The 11,882-nt window shown below is 70.9% G+C and carries 10 protein-coding genes; 4 read left to right on the top strand and 6 right to left on the bottom strand.

The features are described from left to right. Positions 1-9: 9 nt before the first annotated feature. The 4 genes from BLR04_RS11290 to BLR04_RS11275 all read right to left on the bottom strand — a co-directional run bounded on the left by BLR04_RS11290 (position 10) and on the right by BLR04_RS11275 (position 4,296). Positions 10-1,293, bottom strand: a complete 1,284-nt coding sequence (locus tag BLR04_RS11290) for an ABC transporter substrate-binding protein (protein WP_090762515.1) — start codon at positions 1,291-1,293, stop codon at positions 10-12. A 44-nt stretch (positions 1,294-1,337) separates the two neighbouring features. After that, positions 1,338-2,204: a carbohydrate ABC transporter permease gene (locus BLR04_RS11285; RefSeq protein ID WP_090762513.1), complete on the bottom strand. Its 867-nt coding sequence runs from the start codon at positions 2,202-2,204 to the stop codon at positions 1,338-1,340. Beyond that, the gene (locus tag BLR04_RS11280; RefSeq protein WP_090762511.1) at positions 2,188-3,111 is read right to left on the bottom strand and encodes a carbohydrate ABC transporter permease; all 924 of its coding nucleotides are present in this window, start codon (positions 3,109-3,111) and stop codon (positions 2,188-2,190) included. Before BLR04_RS11280 ends, BLR04_RS11285 begins: the two co-directional genes overlap by 17 nt. A gap of 231 nt (positions 3,112-3,342) precedes the next feature. Then, positions 3,343-4,296, bottom strand: a complete 954-nt coding sequence (locus BLR04_RS11275; protein WP_176903032.1) for a LacI family DNA-binding transcriptional regulator — start codon at positions 4,294-4,296, stop codon at positions 3,343-3,345. 180 nt (positions 4,297-4,476) lie between these two features. Between BLR04_RS11275 and BLR04_RS11270 the strand changes: the two genes are divergently transcribed. The 4 genes from BLR04_RS11270 (at position 4,477) to BLR04_RS42560 (ending at position 9,552) form a co-directional block, all read left to right on the top strand. Next, the gene (locus BLR04_RS11270; RefSeq protein WP_090762508.1) at positions 4,477-5,370 is read left to right on the top strand and encodes an NAD-dependent epimerase/dehydratase family protein; all 894 of its coding nucleotides are present in this window, start codon (positions 4,477-4,479) and stop codon (positions 5,368-5,370) included. Between the two features lie 332 nt (positions 5,371-5,702). After that, on the top strand, positions 5,703-6,569 hold the full coding sequence (locus tag BLR04_RS11265) for a 5-dehydro-4-deoxyglucarate dehydratase (protein WP_090762505.1): 867 nt from the start codon (positions 5,703-5,705) through the stop codon (positions 6,567-6,569). Then, on the top strand, positions 6,566-7,618 hold the full coding sequence (locus tag BLR04_RS11260; RefSeq protein WP_090762503.1) for a mandelate racemase/muconate lactonizing enzyme family protein: 1,053 nt from the start codon (positions 6,566-6,568) through the stop codon (positions 7,616-7,618). The genes BLR04_RS11265 and BLR04_RS11260 overlap by 4 nt, the downstream gene beginning before the upstream one ends. Continuing rightward, positions 7,618-9,552: a DUF6807 family protein gene (locus BLR04_RS42560; RefSeq protein WP_090762501.1), complete on the top strand. Its 1,935-nt coding sequence runs from the start codon at positions 7,618-7,620 to the stop codon at positions 9,550-9,552. Before BLR04_RS11260 ends, BLR04_RS42560 begins: the two co-directional genes overlap by 1 nt. A gap of 21 nt (positions 9,553-9,573) precedes the next feature. Here the strand turns inward: BLR04_RS42560 and BLR04_RS11250 are convergent, their stop codons facing one another. Then, entirely contained in the window at positions 9,574-11,142 is a 1,569-nt protein-coding gene (locus tag BLR04_RS11250; RefSeq protein ID WP_090762499.1) for an amidohydrolase, read from the bottom strand. 55 nt (positions 11,143-11,197) lie between these two features. Then, positions 11,198-11,854 carry a TetR family transcriptional regulator gene (locus BLR04_RS11245; protein ID WP_176903031.1) on the bottom strand — a complete coding sequence of 219 codons (657 nt, stop codon included), beginning with the start codon at positions 11,852-11,854 and terminating at the stop codon, positions 11,198-11,200. Positions 11,855-11,882 lie beyond the last annotated feature (28 nt).

Genomic DNA, 11,882 nt, shown 5'->3' with positions numbered 1-11,882 from the left:
CTCCTTCTGTCAGCCCGCGATGGCCGCGTTGGCCTCGGCGATGAACTTCTGCGCCGCGTCGGCCGGTTCCATGCGGCCGAACATGACCTCTTCGGAGTAGCGCGTCAGCATCTCCTCCATGGCGCTCGCACCCTTCGGCGGGGCCGCGGGCGGGTCCTTCAGCTCGCCCTTGGCCTCGTCGAGGAAGGCCAGCGTCTTCTGGTCGGCCTCCGGCAGCTTGTCGCGGACGGCGGCGAGCACCTTCGAGCTGGCCGGCAGGCCCCGGTCGCTCAGCACGATCGCGCCCGCCTCCGGGTCGTTGATCATGAAGTCGATGAACTTGGCGGCCTCGGCGGCGTGCTCGGTCTTGGAGGAGGCGCTGTAGAACATCGCCGGCTGCATGAACATGCCGCCGGTGGCGGCGCCCGCGAGCTTCGGCATCCGCAGCAGTTCGAGGTTCTGGCCGGAGGCCTTCACGACCGCGCCCAGCTGGTTGCTCCACCACATGCCCATCGCGCCGCTGTTGGTGCCGAGCAGCGACTGGTCGACACTGGTGGCGCCGATCTCGGAGCTCTTGGCCGCTTCGGGCGCGCCCTTGTCCTTGATCAGGTTCTGCATGATGCCCCACCACTCCGTGATGGTCTGGGGGGACACGCCCAGCTGGTTGCCCTGGTAGAACGGCTCGCCCTTCTGCGCGGCGAAGATCTCGAGGTAGGCCGGGTTCCAGCTGAGCTGTGTGCCGGTGACCTTGCCGCCGCTGCCGGACGTGACCCCGGCGGCCAGCTTGACGTAGTCGTCCCACGTCCACGAGGTGTCGTCGGGCAGCTTCTGGCCGCTGCTCTCCACCAGGGCGGGGTTGACGATCAGCGAGAAGGCGTTGACGCCGGTGGGGATGGCGTACTGCTTGCCGTCGATGGCGCCGGTGGCGAGCACCTTGGCGTCGACGTCGGCCGTGTTGACCTTGCTGGACAGGTCGGCCAGCGTGCCGCGGGTGGCGTACTCGCGAAGGGCGCGGATCTCGAGGGTGATGACGTCGGGGGCGTCACTGGCCGCGACCTTCGTGGACAGCGACTCGTAGTAGCTCGCGAAGTCGGAGAACTCGCCCTCGACGTCGATCGTCGGGTTCTTCTCCTCGAACTTCTTGATGGCCTCCTCGGTCATCTTCTGCCGTGCGTCGCTGCCCCAGTAGGAGAAACGCAGCACGACCTTGCCGTCGGCGCTCCCGCCGTCGCTTCCACTGCCGCAGGCCGCGGTGACCGCCAGCACAGCGGTGGCGAGTAAGGCCGCCGACCACTTCTTCTTGCCAGAGTTCACGGCTCTACCTCCTATAGGGGGTTTTCTGTCGGGGGGTGGAGGAACTACTTCAGACCCGTGGTGGCCACACCGCGGATCAGGTATTTCTGGCCGGCCAGGAAGAACCCGAAAATAGGGCCGAGTGCCACGATCGACATCGCGAACATGGGCCCCCAGGACGAGTCGCTGCTGGCATCCAAGAACGTGCGCAACGCTACAGGGACGGTGAAGTTGTCGGGGTTGTTGAGATAGAGGAGTTGACTGAGAAAGTCGTTCCACGTCCAGATGAAGGTGAAGATCGCGGTGGTGGCCAGCGCGGGCAGGCACAGCGGCATGACCACCCGCATGAAGATCCGCCAGTAGCCGGCCCCGTCGATCTCCGCGGCCTCGTCCAGCTCGCGCGGCAGCGTACGGATGAACTGCACCATGAGGAAGACGAAGAACGCGTCGGTGGCCAGCACCTTCGGCATGACGAGCGGCCAGATCGTGTTGATCAGGTCGAGCTTCGAGAACATGATGTACTGCGGCACGATCGTCACGTGGTACGGCAGCATGATCGTGCCGAGCATGACGGCGAACCACAGCTTTTTCAGCGGGAAGTTCAGCCGCGCGAAGGCGTAGGCCGCCAGCGAGCAGGCCACCAGGTTCGCCACCACCGACAGCACGGTGACGACCGCGGAGTTCCACAGGTAGTAGCTGAAGGGGTGCTTCAGCGCGTTCCAGCCCTCGGTGTAGTTCTCGAGCGTGAACTCGCTGGGCCACAGCCCCGGCTCGCGGAAGATGAGCTCCTCCGGCTTCAGCGAGCTGGAGATCATCCAGACCAGCGGATAGAGCATGACCAGGCCGAAGCCGATCAGCAGCGCGTGCTTTGCCAGGGGCCCGCCGCGGAACTGGCGGAACAGGACCGGGACCGGCCTACTTGGTGTCGCCATAGAAGACCCAATACTTGGAAGCGAGGAAGTTCACCCCGGTGAGCCCGGCGATGATCAGCAGCAGGACCCAGGCCATCGCTGCCGCGTAACCCATGTCGAAGCGCTTGAAGCCCTGTAGGTAGAGGTAGAGCGTGTAGAAGAGGGTGGAGTCGGCCGGGCCGCCCTGGCCGTTGCTGACGATGAACGCCTGCGTGAACGACTGGAACGACTTGATGAGCTCCAGCACCAGGTTGAAGAAGATGATCGGCGTCAGCAGGGGCAGCGTGATCGAGCGGAACTGCCGCAGCCATCCGGCGCCGTCCACCGAGGCGGCCTCGTAGTAGCTGCTGGGGATCTGCCGCAGGCCCGCGAGGAAGATGATCATAGGGGCGCCGAACGTCCACACGTGCAGGAGGATGAGCGTGCCGAGCGCGTAGTCGGGGTGGCCCACCCAGCCGGTGCCCTCGATGCCGAAGACCGCCAGCACCGCGTTGACCAGGCCGTCGGCGCCGAACACCTTGCGCCAGAGGATCGCGATCGCGACGCTGCCGCCCAGCAGGGAGGGCAGGTAGAAGATCGAGCGGTAGAACGACAGCCCGCGCAGCCCCCGGTCGAGCACCAGGGCCAGCAGGAGCGCGAAGGCGAGCTGCAGCGGCACGGAGACGACGACGTACACGGTCGTCACCTGCAGAGACTGCAGGAATCTCGTGTCCTGCGTGAACATCCGGACGTAGTTGTCCCAGCCGACCCATTTGGCCTCTTCGAGCAGGCTGTAGTCGGTGAACGACAGGTACAGCGAGGCGAGGATCGGACCGACCGTGATGACCAGCAGGCCGGCGAACCACGGCGCCAGGAAGAGATAGGCGGCCCTGGCCTCGCGGCGGGAACGCAGGGTGGCGCGATGGCCGCCGCGTGCGAGTGCGGTCACGGCTTCACCGCCACCGGATCAGCCACGGCATTCGTCATCACGGACCTTCCGCAGAAATCTGAATGGATAGCGCTTTCCTATAGCCGTGCGGAAAGTTACGTCAACCCTTTGCAGACGTTACATAGCCGTTACCGATATATCGATGCGGAGTTATCCCAGGTGACACGGGCGACCAGTCGAGAAGTCAGATGAATTACGTTTCGGTTTAGTACAACCGTTTGCAGAAGAGCGCTACCGTGGAGCCGCGGTGGAGTCACGGACGACCAGGCGGGTCTCCAGCGACGTGGTCGCGGTCACCTCCTGGATCAACAGGTCGACGGCCAGCCGCCCGGCCGCCGCCGTCGGCATGGCGACCGTGGTGAGCTTGGGCCGGTTGAGCCGCCCTGGAACGATATCGTCAAAACCGACCACGCTCATGTCCTCGGGAACGGTCAGCCCGAGCTCGGCGAGCCCCTCCACGAGCCCGATCGCCATGAGGTCGTTGTAGGCCAGCACCCCGGTCACGCCCGCGTCGCGCACGCCGCGCGCCGCGGCGAACCCGCCCCGCTCGGTGGGCGCGTTGGGGCCGACGACGACGAGCTCGACCCCCGGCACCTGCTCGGCCGCCGTACGGATCTCGGAGCTGGTCCACGAGCCCACCGGCCCCGACACCAGGCCCACCCGGGTGTGCCCGAGGCCCGCGAGGTGCTCGACCGCGAGTTTGGCGCCATGCCCGACGTCCATCAGCACCGTGGCCGCGCCGCGCAGGCGGCGGTTGATGACCACGAACGGCACCCGCTCGGCCAGCCGCTCCAGCGCCCTGTTGGACGAGCGCGGGCTGCACAGCACCACGCCGTCCACCTGCTTGGAGAACGCCTGCACGAGCTCCTCCTCGGCGGCCGGCTCCTCGTCGGTGTCGGCCACGAACAGGTGGTAGTCGCGCTGCCGGGCGGCCGCGTGGGCCGCCTTGATCAGCGGCGGGAAGAACGGGTTGGCGATGTCGGCCACGATGAGCCCCAGGTTGTGGGTGCGCCCGGTCGTGAGCGCCCTGGCCGCCCGGTTGGGCCGGTAGCCCAGCTCCTCGGCCACCGTCAGGACCCGGCTGCGCGTGACGGCGTTGACCATGTGAGGTGCGGAGAACGTCCGCGACACGGTGGACACATGCACGCCTGAGGCCCGGGCCACATCACGAATCGTCACTGTCACAGTCGCCCACCATAACGCAACCGATTGCAGCAACCCCGTGCCGGATGAAAGCGCTTACCCCGTACCCCACCCGGAAATGACCTGGTGAAGCGCCGGTAGGGAAATCACCCCTTGACGGCCCACCCTTCCTCACACAAAGGTTTGGTGCAACTGTTTGCAGTCCCGAAGGAGCCTCCCACGGTGAGCAGAGTCCTCGTCACCGGAAGCGCCGGACGTCTCGGCCGCAGCGTGGTCACCGCGCTGGCGGCGGCCGGGCACGAGGTCGTCGGCGTCGACCGCGCGCCCGGCACCCCACCCGAGGCGGCCGTCGCCTTCCCCGCCGACCTCACCGACACCGGTGAGGCGTTCGAGGTGATGGCGAGGTTCCGGCCCGAGTCCGTGATCCACCTCGCCGCCATCGCGACGCCGTTCAGCGCCCCCGAGTCGGTGATCTTCAAGGTCAACACGCAGCTCGCGTTCAACGTGTGCGAGGCGTCGGCGGCCATGGGGGTGGCGGGCGTCGTCATCGCCAGCAGCCCCACCGTCATCGGGTACGGCGCGCCAGGGGGCTGGGCGCCGTCGTACCTGCCGATCGACGAGGAGCACCCGGTCAAGCCGTGGAACGCCTACAACCTGTCGAAGGTCGTGGTCGAGCAGACCATGAAGGCGTTCGCCACCGCGTCCGGCACCCGCATGGCCGCGGTACGGCCGTGCTTCGTCATCCCGCCCGAGGAGTGGGCCGGAGCGCCCACGCAGTCGGGCCACACGGTACGCGAGCGGCTCGACCGGCCCGAGCTGGGCGGGGTGTCGCTGTTCAACTACATCGACGCCCGCGACGCCGCCGATCTGATCACCGTGCTCACCGAGGCGCTGCCTGAGCTGCCGACCGGCGAGGTGTTCTTCGCCGGCGCGGCCGACGCCCTGGCCAGGAAACCCCTGGCCGACCTGCTCCCCCAGGTCGTGCCCGGCACCGAGCCGTTCGCGGCCGGGCTCACCGGCACGCTCCCGGCCTTCTCGACCGTCAAGGCAGAGCGCCTGCTCGGCTGGCGACCCCGGCGCAGCTGGCGCTCCGAACTCAAGGAAAATGGCGATTGACCTCCTCCCCCTCGTGAACGAGAAGGATTCCCACGGTCGCCCGTGAGGTTTCCTGCTTCACTGCCGGTTGCCCGCCCGAGAGGATTCTCGTTGAGGTCTTACACCAGCTCCACAGGCGTTTCAGCTCTCCGCCGGCCCGGCGGCGAGGATCTTTGCGATCGTTCGTCCGGTGGCTTGGTTGTCGCCACCGTCGAACCGATTACCGAACCGTGCCGTGTCGCGCGGCGTTTTGACACCGGTTCGCCTGACGGCGAATCGGCTGCCCCTGTCCTGCTCCGCAGGGGTCCGATTCCTCCCCCGCCTGAAGGCGGGGGTCTCCTCGGAGGCATGTGATGAATCTCAGCGGTGTGCTGTTCTTCCCCGTGACGCCCTTCGACGCGGCGGGCGCGCCGGCCGACGACGTGCTCGCCGAGCACATCCGCACGGGCATGGAGCACGGCCCCGGCGGCGTGTTCGCGGCGTGCGGCACGGGCGAGTTCTCGGCGCTGTCGGAGGCGGAGCACGCGCGCGTCGTCCGGGTGGCCGCCGAAGCGGTGGGCGGCCGGGCGCCGCTGTTCGCGGGCGCGGGCGGTCCGCTCGGGGCCGCGCTGAACCAGGCGCGCGCCGCGCGCGAGGCCGGCGCCGACGGCCTGCTGCTGATGCCGCCGTACCTGGCGCAGGGACCGGGGCACGGGTTCGCGGCGTACGTACGCGCGGTGGCAGCCGAGCTTCCGGTGATCGTCTACCAGCGCGGCCCGGTGGCGCTCGAACCCGACGCCGTACTTGAGCTGGCCGCGACGCCGGGCGTGATCGGGCTCAAGGACGGCCTCGGCGACATCGACCGCATGCAGCGGACCGTGCTCGCGGTGCGCGAGCGCTTCCCCGACTTCCTGTTCTTCAACGGCCTGCCGACGGCCGAGCTGACCATGCCCGCCTACCGGGGCATCGGCGTGGAGTTGTACTCCAGCGCGGTGTTCGCTTTCGCGCCCGAGATCGCCCTCGCCTACCTGAACGGCGACGAACGGCTGCTGACCGAGTTCTACGCCCCGCTCGTCCGCCTGCGCGGCAAGGTGCCCGGCTACGCGGTCTCGCTGGTCAAGGCGGGCGTGCGGCTGCGCGGTCTCGACGTCGGCCCGGTGCGGCCGCCGCTGGTCGATCTCACCGACGAGCACCTGGCCGAGCTGGACTCGCTGATCAAGACAGGTCTGACGTCCGTATGAGAATCACCGATGTGCGCACCGAGCTGCGCACCGTCGCGCTGCCCCGCCCCTGGGGCGCGGACGTCCCCGCCAACCACGTCATCGTCACCCGGGTCACGCTCGACGACGGCCGTACCGGCGCCGGGTTCGCGTGGACGCCGCAGATCGGCGCGCACGCCGTCCGGGCGCTGCTCGACCACGACCTGCGCGCGGCGGCCGTCGGCATGCCCGCGCACCCCGAGGTGGTGTGGGACCTGCTCTGGCGGCACGTGCGCGAGGCGGGGCCCGGCGGCATCACGACGGTCGCGCTGGCCGGGATCGACCTCGCGCTGTGGGACCTGCGCTGCGGCGAGCAGGGCCTGGCCGACGTGCTCGGCCGGCGGCGCGAGGAGGCGCCCGTCTACGGCAGCGGCGTCAACCTGCACTACTCGCTGGACGAGCTGGTCGAGCAGGCCCGCCGCTGGGTGGCCGCGGGCCACCGCGGCGTCAAGATCAAGGTGGGCCGGCCCGACCTGGCGGAGGACGTCGAGCGCGTGGCGGCGGTCCGCGAGGTGATCGGCCCCGACCGGCTGCTGATGATCGACGCCAACCAGCGGTGGGACCTGCACAGGGCCAGGCTCGCGATCGGCCGGTTACGCGAGTTCGGCCTGCACTGGATCGAGGAGCCGCTGCCCGCCGACGACGTCGCCGCGCACGTGGAGCTGCGCCGCTCGATCGACGTCCCGGTCGCCGTCGGCGAGAACGTCTACACCGCGTACGGCTTCCGCGACCTGCTCGCGGCGGGCGCCTGCGACGTGGTGCAGCCGAACGTCGTACGGGTCGGCGGGATCACGCCGTTCCTGCGGATCGTCGAGCTGGCCAGGACGTACGACGTGCCGGTCTACCCCCACCTGCTGAGCGAGGTGTCCGGGCAGCTGGCGCTCGCCCTGCCGCTTCCTGCCATGGTCGAGGACGTGGAGGACGCGTCGTTCGCGCGGCTGGGGCTGCTGGCGGAGCCGTACCCGGTGGAGGTCTGCGGCGGCGCGCTGCGCGTGGGCGGGCACGCCGGGCTCGGGTTGAGGTGGACGTGATGGCGCCCGTGAAGGTCGTGCTGGCCGGGGCCCAGGGCCACGGGCAGCACCACCTGCGCAACCTGCGCAGGCTCACGCAGCAGGGCGTCGTCGAGCTGGCCGGGATCTGCGACCTGGTCCCGGTGGAGGTGGACTTCGCACACCCGAAGCAGTCCTCCGACCTGGCCGAGCTGGTCGCGACGACCGGCGCCGAGGCCACGATCATCTGCACGCCGATCCACACGCACGCCGACCTCGCGGTGGCCGCGCTGCGCGCCGGGTCGCACGTGCTGCTGGAGAAGCCGCCCGCGGCCACCCCCGAGGCGCACCGCCGGATCGCCGAGGCGGCGGCGGAGACCGGCCTGGCCTGCCAGGTCGGGTTCCAGTCGCTGGGCTCGGCCGCTGTCACCGCCCTGCGCGGCCTGATCGCCGACGGCACGCTCGGCCGCGTGCGCGGCATCGGCGGCGCGGGCGCGTGGATGCGGCCCTCGGCGTACTTCACCCGCTCGCCCTGGGCCGGACGGCGCAGGCTCGGCGGCATCGACGTCGTGGACGGCGCGCTGACCAACCCGTTCGCGCACGCCGTGGCGACCGCGCTGGCGCTGGTCGACAGCCCGATCGCGGACATCGAGACCGAGCTGTACCGGGCGTTTCCCATCGAGTCGGACGACACCTCCTGCGTACGGGTCCGGCTCGCCGACGGGCTCGTGATCACGGTCGCGGTGACGCTGTGCGCCAAGGAACGGCACGAGCCGTACGTGGTCGTGCACGGCGAGCAAGGCACGGCCACCCTCGTCTACACCGAGGACCGCCTCACCGTCGAGCTCGCGGACGGGACGCGCACCACGAGGGTGCACGAGCGCACCGACCTGCTGGAGAACCTGGTCGAGCACGTCAGCACGGGCGCGCCGCTGCTCGTCCCGCTGCCGGCCACGGAGGCGTTCACCCGGGTGCTTGACGCGGTGCGGCTCGCGCCCGAGCCGACCCCGATCCCCGAGCGCCACCAGGTCGTCGAACGCGACGCCGCGGGCGACGTGGTGAGCCGCCTGCTGCCCGGCGTGACCGAGCTGACCGACCGCAGCGCGCGGGAGCTCGCCCTCTACTCGGAACTCGGCGCGCCGTGGACGGAGGTGGAGCTGCTGGTGGCGGGCGAACCGGTGGCGGCGTACGAGACCCGGCCCGACCTGCCGGTCACGCACGCGCCGCGGCCGTACCTGCATCGGGTGCGCACGCTCGGCGGCGTGGAGGTCACCGAGGTCCGGCCGCCCGACCACGTGCACCACCTGGGCGTGGGCCTGGCGATCGCCGACCTCGGCGGCGTCAACTTCTGGGGCGGCCGCACGTACGTCGAGGGCCAGGGGCCGACGTGGCTGGACGACCACGGCAGGCAGCGGCACGCCGGCTTCTCCCGGCTGGCGGACGGCGGCTTCACCGAGCACCTGGAGTGGATCGGCCCCGGCGGCGAGGTTCCGGTCCGTGAGGAACGCACGGTCACGGCCCGGCCGATCGGCGGGGCGTGGGCGCTCGACTTCGCGTACACGCTCACGAACCTGACCGGCGCGCCGCTGACCGTGCGCAGCTCCGCCACCAAGGGACGGAAGGGCGCGGGTTACGGCGGCTTCTTCTGGCGCGGCCCCGGCACGTCCACCGCCCGCACCGCCCTGTCGCCCGAGGGGCCCGGCGGCGAGGAGGCCGTGCACGGCAGCCGCTCCCGGTGGGTGGCGATGTCCGGCACCACACCCGAGGGCCGCGACTGGACGCTCGTGTTCGCGCAGGCCGACGACGACCCCTGGTTCGTCCGGCTGTCGGAGTACCCCGGGGTCGGGCAGGCGCTCGCCTGGGACACCCCGCTGGTGGTGGCGGACACGCTGTCCAGGCGGGTGGTGACGGTCGTGGCCGACGGACGGCTGACCGAGGCGGAGGCCGCCGACCTGGTCGCCGGCCTCGACCTGTGACGTACGGGAGACGACCGCTGATCAGGGCCGCTGCCGGCGGACCTGGCCGCCGACGACGGTGGTCAGCACCTGGGTGCGGGCGATGGCGTCGACTTCCGCGGCGAAGGGGTCGGTGTCGACGGCCACGAGGTCGGCGAGCCGCCCCGGGGTGAGGACGCCCTTGCGGTGCTCCTCCCCCGCTGCGTACGCCGACCCGAGGGTGTGCGCGCGCAGCGCCTCGCCGACGCTTATCCGCTGCTCGGGCTGCCAGCCGCCGGACGGCGTGCCGTCGGTCCTGGTACGCGTCACGGCGGCGTGCAGCGCGACGAACGGGTTCGGGTGCTCGACCGGGGCGTCCGACCCGAAGGCCAGCGCGACGCCCTCGTCCAGCAGCGTCCGCCAGCCGTAGGAGACGTGGTCGTGCCCGGCGAGCAGGGCCGCGACGAGGTCGATGTCGCTGGTGCAGTGGACCGGCTGCATCGACGCGACGACGCCGAGCCGGGCCATCCTGGCGATGTCGGCGCGGCGTACGTGCTGGGCGTGCTCGATGCGGTGGCGCAGGCCCGGTGCGGGGCCGGCCTGCTCGTAGGCGTCGAGGACGAGCCGGTTGGCGCGGTCGCCGATGGCGTGCGTGGCGACCGCGATCCCGGCGGACGCGGCGGTGCGGATCAGCTTCACCAGGTCGTCGTACGGCGTGACGGCGATGCCGTGGTTGCCCTCGTCGCCGGCGAACCCGTCGATCATGTGGCAGGTGTGCGAGCCGAGCGCCCCGTCGCTGAACAGCTTGACCGGGCCGGTGCGCACCCAGTCGTCGCCGTCGCCGGTGCGGCGGCCCTCGGCGACGGCGGCCTCCAGGTGCTCGACCGGGATCGCCTTGAGCACCCGCAGCTTCAGGGCGCCGGCGTCGCGCAGCCGCAGGTAGGCGTCGCGGCAGTCCTCGCCGTCGATGTCGTGCAGGCTGGTCAGGCCGAGCGCGAGCAGGTCTTCCTGCGCGGCCAGCAACTGGTCGGCGAGGTCCTCCTCCGGCACGAGGTCGCGCAGCGGGTACGACGCCGCCTCGCGCAGGATGCCGGTCGGCTCGCCGTGCTCGTCCCTGACGATCTGGCCGCCGACCGGGTCGGGGGTGGTGCGGTCGATGCCGACCATGCGCAGGGCGAGCGAGTTGGCCCACACGGTGTGCCCGTCGATGCTCGGCAGCGCGGCGGGCCGGTCGGGGCAGACCGAGTCGAGCGCGTGCCGGTCGGGCTGCACCGGGCGTTCCCACGCGTTGCTGTTCCACCGGCCGCCGAGTACCCAGGCCCCCGGCCGCTGCCGGGCGGCATGCTCGGCGATCGCGGCCAGCGCCTCCTCCAGCGAGCGGGCGGTGCGCAGGTCGATCTGGCTGCGCTCGCGCGCGTAACTGGCAGTGTGGATGTGGGCGTCGTAGAGGCCGGGGATGACGGCGGCGCCGTCGAGGTCGACGAGTTCCGCGCCCGTGCCGACCGCGGCGCGGACCTCCGCCTCGGTGCCGGTGGCGACGATCACCTCGTCGTCGGCGGCCAGCGCCTGCACCTGGGGGCGGTGCGGATCGCCGGTGTGGATCGTGGCGTTCCTGAAGACGCGCATCGTCATGTCGGGGCTCTCCAACGTCCGGGATGCCCAACACTGTAGGGGTTCGGCGCCCTTGTCAGTGCGGGTCGCCCTCCTCGCTCCGCGTGCTGGTCGCGCGCAGCAGCCGGAGCGCGCCGCGCGAGAGGGCCACCAGGATGTCGGCGCACTCGTCGAGGTCGGGGTAGCGGCCCTCCACATGGCCGATCGCGAGCGCGTTCGTGGCGGCGTTGATGCCGTCGGCGATCATCTCCAGGCGGCGGCGGTCGCGCTCGTCGTCGGCGGTGTAGCCGAGGGCGGCCAGGTCGGCGGCGTGGTGCTCACGGTAGGCCGCCGCGCGCTCGGCCGCGAACTCCTGCAGCGAGGACGACGGGTCGTGCCGGGCGCGCAGCTGGATGCGCAGCAGCTCGGGGTGGCGGCAGATGGCCTCCAGCGGGATGCGGAACGTCTCGCGGTGCCGTTCGAGGTCGTCGGGGTGCTCGCGGGCCTGGCGGCGCGCCTCGCGCATCGCGGTGCGCAGCCGTGCGCCGCCCTCCTCTGCGAGCACCCGCAGGAGCTCCTGCCGGTCCTTGAAGTGCACGTAGAAGCTGGACTGCGCGATGCCGGCGGCCTTGGCCACCTTGACCGTCGTGAGGCCCGCCTCGCCCTCGGCGTCGAGGATCGCCAGTGCGGCGCGGATGAGCTTGCGTCTGGTCTGGCTCTTGGCCTCGCTCCTGGTGAGCGGTGTGCTGGTCACGGCAGTCCTCTCTATCGACCCCCGGATA

Origin of the sequence: Nonomuraea maritima (assembly GCF_900100395.1) — a bacterium.
Lineage (GTDB): Bacteria > Actinomycetota > Actinomycetes > Streptosporangiales > Streptosporangiaceae > Nonomuraea > Nonomuraea maritima.
The sequence above is the reverse complement of the archived record's forward strand: the minus strand, read 5'-3'. Positions and strand labels throughout refer to the sequence as shown.